The sequence below is a fragment of the Mitsuaria sp. GD03876 genome (assembly GCF_029840635.1).
In the GTDB taxonomy this organism is placed as follows: Bacteria; Pseudomonadota; Gammaproteobacteria; order Burkholderiales; family Burkholderiaceae_C; genus Roseateles.
This window is the reverse complement of the sequence record NZ_JAOCCU010000042.1, coordinates 1-18,079: the sequence shown is the minus strand read 5'-3', so window position 1 is coordinate 18,079 and position 18,079 is coordinate 1. Positions and strand designations below refer to the sequence as shown.

Below are 18,079 nucleotides of genomic sequence, written 5' to 3'. Positions count from 1 at the left end.
TCGCAGTTCCGCCATGACCAGCTACTTCTCGCACATCGCCCCGATCCGCTACCAGGGCCCGGCCTCCGACGAGGCGCTCGCCTTCCGCCATTACGACAAGGACCGCATCGTCCTGGGCAAGACCATGGCCGAGCACCTGCGCTTCGCCGTCTGCTACTGGCACAGCTTCTGCTGGACCGGCCTGGATCCGTTCGGCGGCGGCACCTTCGAGCGGCCCTGGTTCCAGGGCGGCTCGCCGCTGGAGCTGGCGCGCCAGAAGGCCGATGCCGCCTTCGAGTTCTTCGAGAAGCTCGGCGCGCCCTACTACTGCTTCCATGACCGCGACGTCGCCCCCGAGGGCGCCACGCCCAAGGAAAGCCACGAGCACCTGCTGCGCCTGGTCGACGTGCTGGGCGAGCACCAGCAGCGCACCGGCATGAAGCTGCTGTGGGGCACCGCCAACCTGTTCAGCCACCGCCGCTTCATGTCCGGCGCGGCCACCAATCCCGATCCGGAGATCTTCGGCCTGGCCGCGCTGCAGGTGCGCGACGCGATGGACGCCACCATGCGCCTGGGCGGCGAGAACTACGTGCTGTGGGGCGGCCGCGAGGGCTACGAGACCCTGCTCAACACCGACATGGGCCGCGAGTTCGACCAGATGGGCCGTTTCCTCGACATGGTCGTCGAATACAAGCACCGCAAGGGCTTCAAGGGCGCCATCCTGCTCGAGCCCAAGCCCCGCGAGCCGTCCAAGCACCAGTACGACTTCGACACCGCCACCGTCTACGGCTTCCTGGCCCGCTACGGCCTGGAGAAGGAAGTCAAGGTCAACATCGAGGCCAACCACGCGACGCTGTCGGGCCACAGCTTCGAGCACGAGATCGCCACCGCCGCCGCGCTGGGCATCCTGGGCAGCATCGACATGAACCGCGGCGACCCGCAGCTGGGCTGGGACACCGACCAGTTCCCGCACAACGTGCCGGAACTGGCCGTCGCGGTCTATCACATCCTGCAGGCCGGCGGCCTGGGCAGCGGCGGCTTCAACTTCGACGCCAAGGTGCGCCGCCAGTCCATCGACGCCGAGGACCTGTTCCACGGCCACGTCGGCGGCATGGACACCTGCGCCCGCGCGCTGCTGATGGCCGAGCAGATGATCGTCGACGGCAGCCTGGCGCGCCACGTCGCCGACCGTTACGCCGGCTGGGACGCCGCGCCCGCGCGCGACGTCCTGGAGGGCCGCGTGGCCCTGGACCAGCTCGCCGACCGCGTGCTGGCGCGCAACACCGACGTCGCGCCGCGCTCCGGCCGGCAGGAATACCTCGAGAACCTCGTCAACCGCTTCACCGCCTGACGCGCCCAGCCCGGCGGACCGCGTCGTCCAGCGGCCCGCCGATCCCCGCACCGCATCGCAACACCGTCCCGAGCCGTACGACTCCCCGCCAGAGGTCACGCCGTCAGAGCGGACCCGCACCTAACAGACTGGAGACATCATGAGCACTTGCCAGCGGACCGCCGTGTCCGTCGCTGCCGCGCAGGCGGCCGTCCTCCTGGGCGGCATGGCCGCAGGCATCGCCTTCGCCCAGACCGCGCCGGCCCCGAAGCCGGACGCCAAGCCGGATGCGCAGATCGAGACGGTCGTCGTCTCGGGCAAGCGCGCGGCGCTGAGCTCGGCGCAGAAGATCAAGCAGAACTCGGACGAGATCGTCGACTCCATCGTCGCCGACGACATCGGCAAGCTGCCCGACCGCTCGGTCACCGAGGTGCTGCAGCGCATCGTCGGCGTCACCATGGACCGCACCATGGCGCGCAACGACCCGGAACACTTCTCGGTCGAGGGCTCCGGCATCTCCGTGCGCGGCCTCACCTACGTGCGCTCCGAGATGAACGGCCGCGACTCGTTCTCCGCCAACGGCGGCCGCTCGCTCAACTTCGAGGACGTGCCGCCCGAGCTGATGGCCGCCGTCGACGTCTACAAGAACCCCTCGGCCGAGCAGATCGAAGGCGCCATCGGCGGCCTGGTGAACTTGCGCACGGCCTTGCCGTTCGATTTTTCCGGCGTGAAGACAGCGTTGTCGGCCCAGACCACGTACTCGGACCTGAAGAAGAAGTCCTCGCCCAGCCTGTCGGGCATGGTGAGCGACCGCTGGAAGACCGACCTGGGCGAGTTCGGCGCGCTGCTCAACATCGCCAGCTCGCGCAGCGGCACCCGCACCGACGCCTTCCAGGTCGAGCCCTATTACCCGCGCACCGACGCGGTGGCCGGCCAGGCGGCCGGCACCACGCTGTGGGTGCCCAAGGGCTCGCAGTGGCGCACGCTGGAGTTCGACCGCAAGCGCGAGGGCCTGTACGGCGCGCTGCAGTGGAAGAAGGACGACGTCGACAGCAACCTCACCTACTTCCGCAGCAAGTACCGGATGCAATGGGACGAGCGCGCCCTGTTCGCGCAGACCGACCCGTACAAGCTGCGGGTCAGCGACGGCGTGTTCGCCGACGACGGCCGCTTCCTCTACGGCACGCTGCGCAACAGCGACGGCTCGCCGGTGAACTTCGGCGCGGACACGCGCAGCGCCTACCGCAACTCCCAGACGCAGGACCTGGCCTGGAAGCTGAACTGGCGCGCCAACGACCACTGGTCGTTCTCGTCGGACCTGCAGTACATCCGCGCCACGACCGACAGCTTCGACTCCACCGTGGCCACCGGCGTGCAGATGCCCGAGGAGACGGTGGACCTGCGCAGCGGCCGTCCGCAGCTGGTCTTCACCGACGCGCAGCGCGCGGCGCTGGCCGATCCGTCCCAGTACTACTGGGCCTTCACGATGGAGCACCAGGACCGCTCCAAGGCCACCGAGAAGGCCTGGAAGGGCGACGCCCGCTACAAGTTCGACGACGGCTTCCTGCAGGACCTGCGCTTCGGCGTGCGCTTCACCGAGCGCGACGCCACCACCACCAACACGGTGCCGGGCTACAACTGGTCGGCCATCACGCAGCCGTGGCAGGGCGAGATCAGCGGCCTGGCCTACCTGAACGATCCGCGCTTCAGCGCCAACGCCTACCTCTACAACTTCAGCAACTTCTTCAGCGGCCGGGCCTCGGTGCCGTCGCTGATCTTCCCGACGGTGGCGACCACCTCGGGCTACCCGGACAGCTACGCGGCGCTGCACAAGTACCACGACATCCTGTGCGCCGAGAAGAACGGCGGCGACGCCTCGTCCTGCGGGACCTGGTCGCCGGCGTCCTTCGGCACCGACCCGGCGGGCACGAACCGCCAGCGCGAGCGCACGCAGGCCGCCTTCGCGCAGCTGCGCTTCGGCATGGACGACTGGAAGTACCCGGTGGACGGCAACATCGGGCTGCGCGTGGTCCGCACCGAGTCGCGCGCCGAGGGCTACACCGTCTTCACCGCCAAGCAGGTGCCCACCGGCGCGACCGGCGTGCCGGTGCCGGTGATCCCCAACTTCTCGCAGGCCGGCACCTTCGACAACAGCTACACCGACGCGCTGCCCAGCCTGAACCTGCGGATGAAGGCCAGCGAGAAGCTGCAGTTCCGCTTCGCGCTGGGCAAGGGCCTGTCACGGCCGGACTTCAGCCAGCTGCAGGCCTACACGACGATGTCGCAGGACTTCACCTCCACGACGGTCAACGGCCAGACGGTGGTCAGCAACGTGACGCAGACCGGCACCGCCTCGGGCAACCCGATGCTCAAGCCGATCAAGTCCACGCAGGGCGACATCACCGCCGAGTGGTACTTCGACCGCACCGGCTCGCTGACCTTCGCCGCCTTCCACAAGCAGCTCAAGGACATCATCCTCAACCAGACCTTCGTCAAGCAGATCCCCGACGCCACCGGCGCGCTGCAGAACTTCATCACCACCGGCCCGATCAACGGCGCCAAGGGCCGCGCGACCGGCTTCGAGGTGGCCTTCCAGACCTACTTCGACAAGCTGCCGGGCTGGCTGTCGGGCTTCGGCATCCAGGCCAACTACACCTACGTCGACAGCAAGACCAAGCTCTACGACCCGGTGGGCAGCGCCTACTGCTCGGGCGGGAACTCGGCGTCCAACCTGAACCTCAACCTCAACGGCTGCGACACCGACGGCCGCACCTTCGGCAACCTGCCGCTGCAGAACCTGTCCAAGAACGCCTACAACCTGGCGCTGCTGTACGACCGCGGCGACATCTCGGCGCGGCTGGCCTACAGCTGGCGCTCGAAGTACCTGCAGGCGGTCAACGTCAACGGCACGCAGGGCGGCGACGGCACCGACACCAACCCCGACAGCGCGACCAAGGGCCAGACCAACGTGGCCTGGGGCCTGCCGGTGTGGGCCGACTCGTACGGGCAGCTGGACGCCGGCGTGTACTACAAGCTCAACGACCATGTGACGCTGGGCCTGGAAGGCCAGAACCTGACCAACGCGACCTACAAGCAGCTGATGCAGCAGCACTTCGGCACCGTGGGACGCGCCTGGTTCGACACCGGCCGGCGCTACACGCTCACCGCCCGGATGAGCTTCTGAGGAGCCGCGCGATGCCGATGTCGACGAGGAAGTCCGGTCGGTCCCGGACGTGGCGGGCGGCGCTGCCGGCCGTCGCGGCCGCGGCGCTGTCGACCGCGCTCGCGGTCACGGCCGTGACGGCCGCCGCGGCCGAGCTGCCGCGCCTGGTCGAGCGCGACGGCCGCCATGCGCTGCTCGTCGACGGCAAGCCCTTCCTGGTGCTGGGCGCGCAGGTCCACAACTCGAGCAACTCGGTGGCGGCGCTCGAGCGGGTCTGGCCGGCGGTGGCCGACGCGAAGGCCAACACCGTCGTCGTGCCGGTGGCCTGGGAGCAGGTCGAGCCCGCCGAGGGCCGCTTCGACTTCGGCTTCGTCGACACGCTGCTGGCGCAGGCGCGCGAGCGCGGCGTGCGCGTGGTGCTGCTGTGGTTCGCGACCTGGAAGAACACCAGCCCGCAGTACGCGCCCGCCTGGGTCAAGCTGGACAACGCGCGCTTCCCGCGCATGCTCGACGACAAGGGCAAGCCGAGCTACTGCCTGTCGCCGTTCGGCGCGGAAACGCTGGCGGCGGACCGGCGCGCGTTCGTCGCGCTGATGACCCACCTGAAGCAGGTCGACGAGGCCACGCGCACGGTGATCATGGTCCAGGTGCAGAACGAGGTCGGCACCTACGGCCTGGCGCGCGACCACGGCGCCGCGGCCAACCGCGCCTTCGCCGCCGAGGTGCCGGCCGAGGTGCTGCGGCTGCAGAAGCCCGCGGCCGGCGGCAAGGCGCGCGGCTCGTGGACCGAGGTCTACGGCGACTACGCCGAGCAGTACTTCCACAGCTGGGCGATCGCGCGCTACATCGGCGAGATCGCCGCGGCCGGCCGCCGGGTCTACGACCTGCCGATGTTCGTCAACAACGCGCTGCGCGACCCGCTCGCGCCGATGGCGCCATGGAAGTCGGACTTCGCCAGCGGCGGCCCGACCCACGACGTGATCGGCATCTACAAGGCGGCCGCGCCGCGGATCGACATCGTCGGCCCCGACATCTACATGCCGGAGTCGGCCAAGGTCGAGGCGATCCTGGACCAGTTCCAGCGCCGCGACAACGCGCTGTGGGTGCCGGAGATCGGCAACGCCACGACCTACGCCCGCTACCACTACGCGATCCTCGGACGCGGCGCGATCGGCGTCGCGCCGTTCGGCGTGGACTACGCCGACTACAGCAACTACCCGCTGGGCTCGCCGCACACCGACGCGCGCATGACCGCGCCGATCGCCGCCGTCTACGGTGGCTTCGCGCCGATGGCCTCGCAGTGGGCGCAATGGGCGCTGGAAGGCCGCACCCGCGGCGTGGCCGAAGGCGACGACCGCCAGCCGCGGACCGTGGCCTTCAAGGGCTGGACGGCCAAGGTCAGCTTCGGCGAATGGCAGTTCGGCGAACGCAGCTGGCCGCAGCTCAAGGACGACGCGCCGCCGTCGGCCGCGAAGCCCGTCGGCGGCGTCGCCATCGCGCAGATCGCCGACGACGAGTTCATCGTCACCGGCCGGAGCGCCCGGGTGCGCTTCGAGCCCGACGCCTCGTTCCAGGGCCTGGGCACGATGCTGGTCCATGCGCAGGAAGGCGGTTTCGGCCCGGACGGCCGCTGGACCACCGTCCGCAACTGGAATGGCGACCAGGTCGACTGGGGCCTCAACCTGCCGGCGACGCCGACGGTGCTGCGCGTCAAGCTCGGCCGCTACTGACGCGACGGCCAGCACGCCCACCATGCCCGCCACGCCTGCCTCGCCCACCACGCCGACCTCCCCCATGACGCACATGCCGCCCATGACGCCCATGACGGACGCGACCCCGGACACGCCCATGCAACGCCGCCGCTTCATCGCCCACACCGCCGGCCTGGCCGCGCTGGGGGGCGCCCTGCCAGGATCGATCGCCGGCGCGCTGGCCGCGCCCGGTCCGGCCGCCGTGCCCTACGACTGGCGCAGCGTGCCCTTCGGCGGCGGGGGTTTCGTCGACGGTTTCGTCTTCCATCCGCGCGAGGCGGGACTGCTGTACTGCCGCACCGACATCGGCGGCGCCTACCGCTTCGACGCGAAGGCGCGGCGCTGGTGGCCGCTGCTGGACCACCTCGACAAGGCCGACGCGGACCTGATGGGCGTGCTCAGCGTCGCGGTCGACCCCAACGACGCCGACCGGGTCTACCTGGCTTGCGGCCTGTACCTGTCCAAGGACGTGCGCGACGGCGCGCTGCTCGCGTCGACCGACCGCGGCCGCACCTGGACCCAGCATGAACTGGGCATCAAGATCGGCGGCAACTCGCCGGGCCGCGGCAGCGGCGAGCGGCTGCAAGTGGACCCGCGGGTCGGCGAGGTGCTCTACCTGGGCAGCTCGCAGGACGGCCTGCTCAAGAGCACCGACCGCGGGCGCACCTTCCAGCGGACCGGCTTCCCGGCGAGACACGTGTCGCTGGTGCTGGTCGACCCGGCCAGCGGCGGCCCGGGCCAGGCGGCGACGCGGGTCTACGCCGGCAGCCACGACCAGCCCGGCCTGTACGTCTCGCAGGACGGCGGCCGCAGCTTCCAGCGCGAGCCCGGCACGCCGGCGATGGCGCCGCAACGCGCGGCGATCGGGCCGGACGGCGTGCTCTACGTGAGCTTCGCCGGCGGCGGCGACGGCGTGCACGCGGTCAACCCGAGCTACGCCTCCACCGGCGGCGTCTGGAAGCGCGAGACGCGCGACGGCCGCGCCGCCTGGACCGAGATCACGCCGGTCCAGCCCGGCCAGGGCTTGAAAGGCTTCGGCTACTCCGGCCTGGACGTGGACCGGCAGCGCCCGGGCCGCCTGATCGTCTCCACGATCGAGCGCTGGGGCGACGGCGACGACCTGTTCCTCAGCGAGGACGGCGGCGCGACCTGGACCGCGCTCGGTGCACGCTCCCGGCACGACATCGAGTCCCGCCCCTGGCTGGCCAACTACAAGCGCGCGACGCGGCGGCCCGACCCGATGGGCCACTGGATCGCCGACGTGAAGCTCGATCCGCACGACGGCGGCCGCGCGGTCTACGGCACCGGCTACGGCGTCTGGATGACCGACACGCTGGCCGCGGCGACGCGCGCGCCCGCCGGCACCGTCCAGTGGCGCTTCGAGGTCGAGAACCTCGAGGAGACCGCGACGCTCGAGATCAAGAGCCCCTCCGGCGGCGTGACGCTGCTGGCGGCGATGGGCGACGTGTCCGGCGCGGCCTGGGACGACGTCGGCAAGCCGCCGTCGGCCGGCCTGTTCGCGCCGAGCAACGAGACCAACCGCTCCGTCGACGCCGCCGAGCTGGAGCCGCGCGTGCTGGCCCGCACCTCCGACCACGCCGCCACCGGCGGCTACGTCTCGGTCGACGGCGGCGGGAGCTGGCGCGCCTTCGGGCCCTCGCCGCGCGAGGCGAAGAACGCGCAGGGCCACCGCGCGCCGACCGGCCTGGTCGCCGTCAGCGCCAAGGGCGGTTTCCTGGTCTGGGCGCCGGAGCGCCAGCCGGCGATGTGGTCCAAGGACAAGGGCCGCAGCTGGGTGCGTTGCGAAGGATGGCCGGAGGACCTCGGGCCGTTGCTCGCGCCGATCGCCGATCGCGCGGTCGAGGGTGTGTTCTACGTGCTCGACCGCGCGCGCGGCCGCGTGCTGGTGAGCATCGACGGCGGCCAGCGCTTCCAGCCGGCCGTCGAAGGCCTGCCGGTGCTGACCGACCAGCAGTACGCGCAGCTGCTGTGCGCGCCCGGACGCGCCCGGGACCTCTGGTTCGCCTTGCCCGGCGGCCTCTTCCGCCTGCCCGCCGCCGACCAGCCGCTGCAGCCGCTCAAGGCGGTCGCCGAGGCCTGGATGGTCGCGCTCGGCAAGGCCGCGGCCGGTGGCGCGTATCACGCGGTCTACGTGTGGGGACGGGTGTCGGTGGGCGGGGCCTCGCCGGCCGAGGGCCTGTTCCGCAGCGACGACGAAGGCCGCAGCTTCGTCCGGATCGGCGACGAGCTGCACCGCTACGGGCGGCTGCTGTCGATGACCGCCGATCCGCTCGAGCACGGCACCGTGTTCCTCGCCCCGCATGGGCGCGGCGTGGTCGTCGGCAAGCCGAGGGCCGCCGCATGAGCGGATGGGCCCTCGTCGCCGTCTTCGTCCGCGCCGTCGGGCGCATCGGCCACGTTGGACACGTCGGCCGCGTTGGCCACGTTGGCCACGTTGGCCGCGTCGAGCCGATCGAGCGCATTCGGCGCGACGGCCACATCGGTGGAGTCGGGCGCGTGATCGCGGTCGCGCTCACCGCGGCCGTCATCGGCGCGGCCGGCGCGCCGTCGATCGCCACGGCCTCGGACCTGCGCCTGTTCGAGCAATCGCCCGCGCCGGACACGCCGGACGGCTGGGAACGCCAGGCGCTGCCCGTGGGCAACGGACGCCTGGGCGCGATGCTGTTCGGCGGGCTCGCCCGCGACCGGATCCAGTTCAACGAGAACACGCTCTGGACCGGCGACGCGCGCACCATGGGCGCCTACCAGCCGTTCGGCGACCTGGTGCTGACGCTGCCCGGTCACGACACCGACATCGCCGACTATCGGCGCGAGCTCGACATCGGCGACGCGGTCCACCGCGTCAGCTATCGGCACGGCGGCGTGCGCTTCACGCGCGAGCTCATCGCCAGCCATCCCGCGCAGGCTCTCGTGCTGCGCCTGAGCGCCGATCGCCGCGGCCAGTACACCGGTAGCCTCGCGCTGACCGACCGTCACGGCGCCGCGATCGCGGCCACCGTCGCCGGATCTGCCGCGCGGCTGTCGTCGACCGGCTCGCTGGCCGGCTACGTCCTGCCGGGACCGGACGGCCGGCCCGGCGACCAGCCGCCGACCGCGAACCGGATGCGCTACGCCGCGCAGGCGCGTGTCCTGGCCGAGGGCGGCAGCGTGCGCGTGGACGGCGACCGGCTCGTGTTCAGCGGCTGCGATGCGCTGACGATCGTGCTGGGCGCCGGCACGAGCTACGTGCCCGACGCCGCGCGGGCCTTCGACAGCGGCGTCGATCCCCTGCCCCGCGTCACCGCGCAGGTGGACGCCGCCGCCGCCACGCCCTGGCCGGCGCTGCGCGAGCGGCACGTCGCCGATCACCGGCGCTTCTTCGCGCGCGTGGCGCTGGATCTCGGCCGCGGCGCCGACGACCGCCGCGCGCTGCCCACCGGCGAGCGGCTGCGCCGCTACACCGCCGACGGCGACGACCCCGAGCTGGAGGCGCTGCACGCGCAGTACGGCCGCTACCTGCTCATCGCCAGTTCGCGCGACTCCTTGCCGGCCAACCTGCAAGGCCTGTGGAACGACAGCCTGACCCCGCCCTGGAACTCGGACTACCACACCAACATCAATGTCCAGATGAACTACTGGCCGGCGGAGACGGCCAACCTGGCGGAACTGGCGCGGCCTTTCCTCGCCTTCGTCCAGAGCCAGGTCCCGATGTACCGGCGCGCCGTCGCCGAGGCCGCCGCGCAGGCGCTCGCGGCGGACGCCTCGCCGGCGGGCGCGACCGCCTCCACCGAGCCCATCCCCATCGGCGCCCAGGCCGGGGAGGCCCGTCCGCCGCGGGAGCGTTTCCTGACGGCCCAGGGCCGGCCGGTGCGCGGCTGGACGGTGCGCACCGAATCCAATCCGTTCGGCGGCATGGGCTACCTCTGGAACAAGACCGGCAACGCCTGGTACCTGCAGCATTTCTGGGAGCACTACGCCTTCGGCGGCGACCGGCGTTTCCTGCGCGAGCAGGTGTTGCCGCTGATGAAGGAGGTGGTGGCCTTCTGGGAGGACCAGCTCAAGCCGCTGCCCGACGGCCGGCTGGTCGCGCCGATGGGCTGGTCGCCGGAGCACGGCCCGGTCGAGGACGGCGTCAGCTACGACCAGCAGATCCTGTGGGATCTGTTCGACAACGCCGTGGCCGCCGCCGACGCGGCCGGCGGCGAGCGCGCCTGGCGCGAGCACGTGGCCGGCCTGCGCGACCGGCTCGCCGGTCCGAAGGTCGGCAGCTGGGGCCAGTTGCTGGAGTGGCTGGACGAGAAGCACGACCCGGTGCTGGACACGCCGGGCGACACGCATCGCCATGTGTCCCATCTGTTCGCGCTGTTCCCGGGCCGGCAGATCTCCCCGTCGCGCACGCCGGCGCTGGCCGAGGCGGCGCGCCGCACGCTGCAGGCGCGCGGCGATGCCGGCACCGGCTGGTCGATGGCCTGGAAGATGGCGTTCTGGGCGCGCCTGGGCGACGGCGACCATGCCTACCGCATGCTGCGCGGCCTGCTCGCGACGCCCGGTGCGCGCGCCGCGCAGCAGGCCGGCCCCGGAACCGAATCCAACAACGCCGGCGGCACCTATCCCAACCTCCTCGACGCGCATCCGCCGTTCCAGATCGACGGCAACTTCGGCTACACCGCCGCCGTCGTCGAGATGCTGCTGCAGTCGCATGCCGGCGAACTGGCGCTGCTGCCGGCGTTGCCCTCGGCCTGGCCCGACGGCCGCGTCTCCGGCCTGCGCGCGCGCGGCGGCCTCGAGGTCGACCTGCAATGGGCCGCCGGGCGGCTGACCGGGGCGACGCTGCGCGCGTCGCGCGACGGTGTCGAGGGCACGCGGCGCGTCGCCGTGCGCGCCGGCGACCGGCGCGCGACGTTCCAGCTGCGGCCCGGCCAGACGCTGCGGCTCGACGCGCGGCTCCACCCGCTCCCATGACCCCACCGCCCGATCTCTTGATCGCCCGATCCCCCGATCTCCCGATCGCCACCCGCCCATGAACCTGACCCTGCTGCTCATGACCGTTTCCCTCGCCGCCTCGCCCGTCCTGGCCGCCGCCCGCGACGAGCCGCTGGCCGCGCCCGCCGATGAACTGCGCGTCCTGGCCGACCGGCCCTTGTCGGGCCATCGGCTGGTGCTGGCCGACTTCGAGCTCAGCGCGCCGCTGAACGGCGACAGCGCCGTGGTGCCCAAGCCGCCCAAGCCCCAGGTCCCGGACAGCCGGGTGTCGGCGCGGCGCACCGGCAAGGACGGCGCGCGCGACGCGGTGACGATGACCTGGCGGGACGCCTGGGTCGCCAGCCTGCGCGTGGAAGGCGGCCCGCCGGTGGACCTGCGGCCCTACCTGGCGCACGGCACGCTGGAGTTGGACATCCACGTCGCCGACCTGGCCCAGGGCGGCCTGAACTTCAAGCTCTCCTGCGGCGACGGCTGCGAGCGCAAGGTCAACCACCTGCTGCCCGGCCGCGCGCTGGAGGGCAAGGGCTGGCAGCACCTGTCCTTCGCCCTGTCGTGTTTCCATCGCGACGGCGACGACTTCAGCCGCGTGACGCAGCCCTTCGCCATCGAGTCCAGCGGCCGCGGCGAACTGTCGATCGCCAACGTGCGCTTCGTGCGGAACGGCCGGTCCAATGCCGTCTGCGCCGACTACCGGACCGAGTCGGTCACGCCGTCGCCGCTGCTGCAGGCCTGGGCGGTCGACTGGTGGATGCCGCGGCACGAGCAGAAGCTCGCCGCGATCCGCGCGATGCGCGAGGCCGGGCGCAATCCGGAGGTCGTGTTCATCGGCGACTCGATCACGCAAGGCTGGGAAGACGCCGGCAAGGCGGTCTGGGCGGAGCACTTCGCCCGCCACGACGCGCTGGACCTGGGCTTCGGCGGCGACCACACCGAGAACGTGCTGTGGCGGCTGCAGCACGGCGAGATCGACGGCATCGCGCCCAAGGTCGCGGTGCTGATGATCGGCACCAACAACACCGGCGACCGCCAGGAGGACCCGCGCACGACCGCCGCCGGCGTGCGCCGCCTGATCGACGAGATCCGCATGCGGCAGCCGTCGACGCGGATCCTGCTGCTGGCGATCTTCCCGCGCGATCCCCGGCCCGACGGCCCGCTGCGCGCGATCAACCACCAGGTCAACGCGATCCTGCGCACCTTCGCCGATGGGCAGGTCGTGCACTTCCTGGACATCGGCGCGTCGCTGACGAATCCGGACGGCACGCTGTCGCCCGAGGTGATGCCCGACTGGCTGCACCTGAGCGAACGCGGCTACCGCCTCTGGGCCGAGGCCCTGGCGCCGACGCTCGCGCGCCTGCTGTCCGAATCCCGCTGAGCCGGCCCGGTCCGCGCTCCTCCGATCCACGCCCGACCTCATGAGCAGTCCCTTGCCCTCCACCATCGCCCCGCTGGCCCCGACGTTCGGCTACGCCTCCCCCTTCCCCGACACCTTCGTGTTCGGGGTGTCCGCCTCCGCCCCGCAGATCGAGGGCGCCGCCTTCGAGGACGGCAAGGGCGAGTCCAACTGGGACCGCTTCTGCCGCCAGCCCGGCGCGGTCCACGACGGCGACACGCTGGACGTGGCCGTCGACCACTACCACCGCTTCGACGAGGACTTCGCGCTGATGGCCTCGCTGGGCATCAAGGACTACCGGCTGTCGATCGCCTGGCCGCGGATCATTCCGGACGGGACCGGCGCGGTGAACGAGGCGGGCCTCGCCTTCTACCGCCGCCTGTTCGACAGCCTGCGCCGCCACGGCATCACGCCCTGGGTGACGCTGTTCCACTGGGACCTGCCGATGGCGCTGGAGGAACGCGGCGGCTGGACCTCGCGCGAGACGGTGGACGCCTTCGCGCGCTACGCCGAGGTCGTGGTCAAGGCCTTCGCCGGCGACGTGCGGCACTGGATCACGCTCAACGAGATCCGCTGCTTCACGATGCTGGCCTACGGCTACGGCACCAAGGCGCCGGGCCGGCGCGAGCCGCCGGCGGTGGTCAACCAGACCTACCACCACGCGATCGTCGCCCACGGCCACGCGGTGCGCGCGGTGCGCCGCCACGGCGGCCCCGACGCGAAGGTGGGCCTGACCGACAACTGCGACGTCTCGGTGCCGGTCAGCGAGACGCCCGAGGACATCGCCGCGGCGACCGCCTGGTTCCGCGACCGCAACGCCCACATCCTGGGCGCGATCCACGCCGGGCGCTATCCCGAGTCCTACCTGGCGCGCGTCGGCGACGCCGCGCCGAAGGTGCTGCCCGGCGACTTCGAGCTCATCGGCCAGCCGACCGACTTCCTCGGCCTGAACCTCTACACCGGCCACTACGTGCGCGCCGCCGACAACGCGGCGGGCTACGAGCAACTCGCGCTGCCGAAGAACTATCCGCGCGCGGACCCGCCGTGGCTGCACCTGGTGCCGCAGTCGATGTACTGGGCGCCGCGGATGGTGGCCGAGCTCTACGGCCACCGCTCGATCTACATCACCGAGAACGGCTGCGGCTACGACGACGAGCCGGTCACCGACGGCGAGTGCCAGGACCTGCACCGCCGCGACTTCCTGCGCGGCCACCTGCGCGAGCTGCACCGGGCGATCGGGGACGGGGTGCCGGTGGACGGCTACTTCCTGTGGTCGTTCATCGACAACTTCGAATGGGAGGACGGCTACCAGCGGCGCTTCGGCATCGTGCACTGCGACTACGGCACGCAGCAGCGCACGCCCAAGCTCTCGGCCCGCTACTACGCCCGGATCATCCAGGCGCGGCGCATCCTGTGAGCCGGCGGCCCTCCCAGCCTGAACCCATGAAAGGACGCGGGACGGCCCCGCCAACGCCATGAGCGCACACAGCCTGCCCTCCGCCGCCGCCGACCCGGCGGCGCCCCACGTGATCCGCCCCGCCGATCGCGTGCCGATGCCGCAGAAGATCGGCTACGGCCTGGGCTCGTGGATCGACATGTGGGGCCACTGGCTCTACGCGTCGCTGGCCTTCCACGTCTTCAACGTCTTCCTGGGCGTCGCCCCGGGGCTGATCTCCACGGCGCAGATGATCAAGATCATCATCGACGCGGGGTCCGACGCGGTCTTCGGCTGGATCTCCGACAACACGCGCACCCGCTACGGCCGGCGGCGGCCCTTCATCCTGGTCGGCGGCCTGCTCGCCGGCATCGGGCTGCCGCTGATGTTCGCCGTCGGCCGCGGCTGGACGGACACGCAGTACTTCATGTTCATGGTGATCTCCACCGCCGTGTACGTGCCGGTGATGAGCTGCTTCAACATGGCCTGGCTCAGCCTGGGCTCGGAGATGACGCCCGACTATCACGAGCGGACCAACGTGATGTCGATCAAGAGCGCGATCCAGAAGGTGCCGGAGCTGGCGATGTTCTTCGCCGCCCAGTTCACCACCCTGGCCTGGTTCCGCGGCGCGGACGGCAAGCCCGACATCCTGCTCGGCGCGCAGACCTACTGCGCGCTGCTGGGCGCGGTGATGGTGGGCGTGTCGATCGTGATGTTCATGACGGTGCGCGAGCGCTACTACGAGAAGCTGGTCGCGCAGTCGCAGACCTACATCCCGTTCGCCGACACGCTGTGGCGCACGCTGCGCTGCCGGCCGTTCCGCCAGATCCTCGGGATGATGCTGGCCTACGGCATCGGCACGGCGATGGTGGCCGCGCTGGGCTACTACGCCACCGTCTACTACGTCTGCAAGGGCGACGTGACGCTGGCCACGAAATGGAACACGGCGATGGGCGTGTCGGGCATGGCCTTCGGCTTCCTGGGCATCCCGTTCTTCAACTTCATGGCGCGGCGCCACGGCAAGCGCGCGGCGCTGGCGCTGGTGCTGTCGCTGGCGATCTGCGCGTTCATCGGCGACTGGTGGCTGTACGACCCCGAGCGCCCCGCCCTGCAGCTGCTGGCCTGCGGTTTCGTCGCCTTCACCGGCGCGGGCTTCTGGACGCTCTACGGCTCGACCGTCCCCGACATCGTCGACTACGACGAGGCCCAGACCGGGCAGCGCCGCGAGGGCTCCTTCGCGGCCTGCCAGTCCTGGATCTCCAAGGTCGGCATCGCGCTGGGCGTCGGCGCCTCGGGCTGGATCCTGCAGTTCACCGGCTTCGATGCCAAGCTGCCGGTCCAGAGCGAGCACGCGATCTTCATGATCCGGATCCTGCTGTCCGGCATCCCGGTCCTGGGGCTGCTGCTGGCGCTGGTGGCGGTGTCGCGCTTCGAGTTGACCGAGCGGGGCATGGCCGAGATCCGCGCCCGGCTGGAGGCGCAGCGCGGCGCGGTCTGAGCGCGCGGGAACGCCCGAACGCCGGACCGGCCCCGGGCCGCCCGGCGCGCGTTCGGATGACAATGGTCGGTCCCCCAGGCCAGTTCCGCCCCGACCATGACCCTCGCACGACCTCGTCGCGCCCCGCGCGACCCGTCCACGTCCCCGTTCCCGTTCCCGTTCCTCGCCGGTTCCCGTTCCAGCGACCGCATCGCGCCGCGCGGCGCCCGCGAGGGGCGGTGGGCACGATGAAGGCGGCCGCCAGGATCCGGGTCCTGATCGCGGAGGACCACGCGCTGGTGCGCGAGGGCCTGCGCAAGGTCCTGGAGCTGGAGGACGGGCTCGAGCTGGCCGGCGAGGCCGCGTCGGCCTCCCAGGTGCTGGAACGCCTGGCCGAAGGCGGGGTCGACCTGGTGCTGCTGGACCTGCTGATGCCGGGCTGCACGGACGTCGACCTGATCGAGCGCATCCGGCAGGCCCATGCGGACCTGCCGGTGCTGGTCCTGACGATGCATGCCGACCCGCACATCGCCAGCCGGGCGATGGAGGCCGGGGCGAACGGCTACCTGACCAAGGACATCTCGACCGAACTGCTCATCGACGCGCTGCACCAGGTCGCGGCCGGCCGCGCCTATGTCGATCCGGCGCTGAGCGCCGCGCTGATCCGGCCGCGGCCGAAGGCGCCGGAGCCGCTCGAGTCGCTGTCGCCCCGGGAGCGCCAGGTGCTGGTCGCCCTGGTGCGCGGCAAGTCGCTCGTGGAGACGGCCGCCGCGCTGAACGTGGCGCCCAACACCGTGAGCACCTACAAGACGCGCCTGATGGACAAGCTGAACCAGTCGTCGCTGAGCGATCTCGTGCGCTACGCGATGCGCCATGGGATCGTCGACTGAGACGACCGCGGGCCGCCGGCGCCTGGCCTTGCCGGCGTCCGCCGCGCTCGCGCTGCTGGCGCTCCTGACCGCGCTGCTGGCGCTGCTGGCGCCGCGGGACGTCCACGCGGGCGAGCACATCGTCCTGTCGTCGTACCAGGAACGCGAAGGCCTGCAGAACCTCACCCCCACCTGCCTGCTGCAGGACCGGCGGTCGGTGCTCTGGATCTGCACCGAGAACGGCCTCTTCCGCTTCGACGGCTTCCAGGTCCACGCCGAACCGACGCCGCCGGCGATCGGCACGGTCCTGTGGGGCGGCCGCCTGGACCCGCTCGGCCGGCTCTGGCTGACGACCGACCGCGGCCTGTTCGTCCGCCTGCCGCCGGCGTCGACGGGCCACGCGGACGAGACCGACCGCCCGGCGCGCTGGGTGGGCATCGTGCGCCCCGACGGCAAGCCGCTGGACATCGTGCTGGCCCAGCAGTTCGACATCGACGCGCAAGGCGGGCTGGTCGCGTTCGATCGCGACTTCCGCTACTGGACCGCCAGCATCGACGACGCCACCGCGTCGGCCACCGTGCAGGCCCGGCCCCTGGCGGTGCCGGCGCACCTGCGATCGCGCGGCACGCCCTTCGTCGATTCCAGCCCGCTGCGGCTCCTCGGCGGCCAGCTGTGGTTCGGCTGCGGCGAGGTCCTGTGCTCGTGGGACCGGCGCCAACCCGCGGTCACGCGCTGGGCGCAGGCGCAGGGCCTGCCCGACGACTCCTGGGCGACGCTGTTCGTCGGCCGGGACGGCAGCCTGTGGGCGCGCGGGCGGACGCACCTGGCGCGGCTGGCACCCGGCGCGCAACGCTTCGAGGTCACCGCGGCGCCATCCCCCAGCCCGACCTGGGAGGCCTCCAGCCCCACCGCCGAGGACGCCCAGGGCCGCATCCTGACCGCCACCGAGCACGGACTCGCGCGCTGGGACGGACGCGCCTGGCAGGCGTGGTCGCGCGAGGAGGGCCTGCCCGACGCCGCCCTGCGCGTGCTGCTCACCGACGCCGACGGCGCGCTGTGGCTGGGCGCGTCCGGCCAGGGCATCCACCGCTGGATCGGGTATGGGGAGGTCGACCACTGGACGCGCGACTCCGGCCTGCCCTCCGGGGTCGTGTTCAGGATCGTGCAGGACGGCAGCGGTCGCGTCTGGGCCTTCACCCGCCAGGGCGCGGCCTGGTTCGACGCCGCCCGGCACCGCTTCGTCGCGCTGCGCGGGACGCCGGCGGCGGGCGGCGATTTCTCGGGCGCCGTCGTCGACGACGCCGGCGACCTCTGGTGGCTGGACAACGGGCAGCTGATGACGGTGAAGGCGGGCAGCGCGACCGCGCGTCCCGTCCTGCGCGACCCTTCGCTGCTGGTGCTACTGCGCGGGCATGGCGGGACGCTCTTCCTGGTCGCCAAGGATCGCGTCGAGGCCCTGGTCCCGTCCGCCGCCCGCCCTCGACGTACGCCGATCGCGCCAGGCCTGCCGGGCGGGCTGCCGCCGATCGAGCTGTTCAGCGACGGGACGACGGACTGGTTCGTCAACACCGCGCGGCAGGCCTACCGCGTGCAAGGCGACGGCTGGGTGCCGCTGCTGGACGTCCGCGGCCAGCGGGCGACCGGCGCGTCCCCGGTGCTGTCCGGCGGCCTCCTGTGGACGATGGACGACAACGGCATCGTC

General features: G+C 72.0%; 10 protein-coding genes. All 10 read left to right on the top strand.

The window, feature by feature from the left end; genetic code table 11:
- Positions 1 to 13 precede the first annotated feature (13 nt).
- A complete protein-coding gene (gene xylA / locus N5D62_RS22055; RefSeq protein ID WP_279760045.1) occupies positions 14 to 1,330 on the top strand; it encodes a xylose isomerase in 1,317 nt (438 codons plus the stop codon).
- 139 nt (positions 1,331 to 1,469) lie between these two features.
- Positions 1,470 to 4,493: a TonB-dependent receptor gene (locus tag N5D62_RS22050; RefSeq protein ID WP_279760044.1), complete on the top strand. Its 3,024-nt coding sequence runs from the start codon at positions 1,470 to 1,472 to the stop codon at positions 4,491 to 4,493.
- A gap of 11 nt (positions 4,494 to 4,504) precedes the next feature.
- Positions 4,505 to 6,202, top strand: a complete 1,698-nt coding sequence (locus N5D62_RS22045) for a DUF5597 domain-containing protein (protein WP_279760043.1) — start codon at positions 4,505 to 4,507, stop codon at positions 6,200 to 6,202.
- A gap of 118 nt (positions 6,203 to 6,320) precedes the next feature.
- Positions 6,321 to 8,588, top strand: coding sequence for a sialidase family protein (locus N5D62_RS22040; protein ID WP_279760042.1), 2,268 nt, complete (start codon positions 6,321 to 6,323; stop codon positions 8,586 to 8,588).
- Positions 8,585 to 11,185 carry a glycoside hydrolase family 95 protein gene (locus tag N5D62_RS22035; protein WP_279760041.1) on the top strand — a complete coding sequence of 867 codons (2,601 nt, stop codon included), beginning with the start codon at positions 8,585 to 8,587 and terminating at the stop codon, positions 11,183 to 11,185. Before N5D62_RS22040 ends, N5D62_RS22035 begins: the two co-directional genes overlap by 4 nt.
- Positions 11,186 to 11,243: 58 nt before the next feature.
- Positions 11,244 to 12,578 (top strand): GDSL-type esterase/lipase family protein, encoded by a 1,335-nt coding sequence (locus tag N5D62_RS22030; protein WP_279760040.1) that lies wholly within the window; start codon positions 11,244 to 11,246, stop codon positions 12,576 to 12,578.
- A 40-nt stretch (positions 12,579 to 12,618) separates the two neighbouring features.
- Positions 12,619 to 14,013 (top strand): GH1 family beta-glucosidase, encoded by a 1,395-nt coding sequence (locus tag N5D62_RS22025; protein WP_279760039.1) that lies wholly within the window; start codon positions 12,619 to 12,621, stop codon positions 14,011 to 14,013.
- Positions 14,014 to 14,071: 58 nt separating this feature from the next.
- A complete protein-coding gene (locus N5D62_RS22020) occupies positions 14,072 to 15,529 on the top strand; it encodes an MFS transporter (protein WP_279760038.1) in 1,458 nt (485 codons plus the stop codon).
- Positions 15,530 to 15,756: 227 nt separating this feature from the next.
- Positions 15,757 to 16,398, top strand: coding sequence for a response regulator transcription factor (locus N5D62_RS22015; RefSeq protein WP_279760065.1), 642 nt, complete (start codon positions 15,757 to 15,759; stop codon positions 16,396 to 16,398).
- Positions 16,382 to 18,079: hypothetical protein (locus N5D62_RS22010; protein ID WP_279760037.1), on the top strand; the 1,698-nt coding region annotated here is incomplete at its 3' end. The genes N5D62_RS22015 and N5D62_RS22010, both read left to right, overlap by 17 nt.

What these genes read in the sequence shown, in the direction of transcription:
- xylA (WP_279760045.1), top strand. Translation starts at nt 14, where the DNA reads ATGACCAGCTACTTCTCGCACATCGCCCCGATCCGCTACCAGGGCCCG.
- N5D62_RS22050 (WP_279760044.1), top strand. Translation starts at nt 1,470, where the DNA reads ATGAGCACTTGCCAGCGGACCGCCGTGTCCGTCGCTGCCGCGCAGGCG.
- N5D62_RS22045 (WP_279760043.1), top strand. Translation starts at nt 4,505, where the DNA reads ATGCCGATGTCGACGAGGAAGTCCGGTCGGTCCCGGACGTGGCGGGCG.
- N5D62_RS22040 (WP_279760042.1), top strand. Translation starts at nt 6,321, where the DNA reads ATGCAACGCCGCCGCTTCATCGCCCACACCGCCGGCCTGGCCGCGCTG.
- N5D62_RS22035 (WP_279760041.1), top strand. Translation starts at nt 8,585, where the DNA reads ATGAGCGGATGGGCCCTCGTCGCCGTCTTCGTCCGCGCCGTCGGGCGC.
- N5D62_RS22030 (WP_279760040.1), top strand. Translation starts at nt 11,244, where the DNA reads ATGAACCTGACCCTGCTGCTCATGACCGTTTCCCTCGCCGCCTCGCCC.
- N5D62_RS22025 (WP_279760039.1), top strand. Translation starts at nt 12,619, where the DNA reads ATGAGCAGTCCCTTGCCCTCCACCATCGCCCCGCTGGCCCCGACGTTC.
- N5D62_RS22020 (WP_279760038.1), top strand. Translation starts at nt 14,072, where the DNA reads ATGAGCGCACACAGCCTGCCCTCCGCCGCCGCCGACCCGGCGGCGCCC.
- N5D62_RS22015 (WP_279760065.1), top strand. Translation starts at nt 15,757, where the DNA reads ATGAAGGCGGCCGCCAGGATCCGGGTCCTGATCGCGGAGGACCACGCG.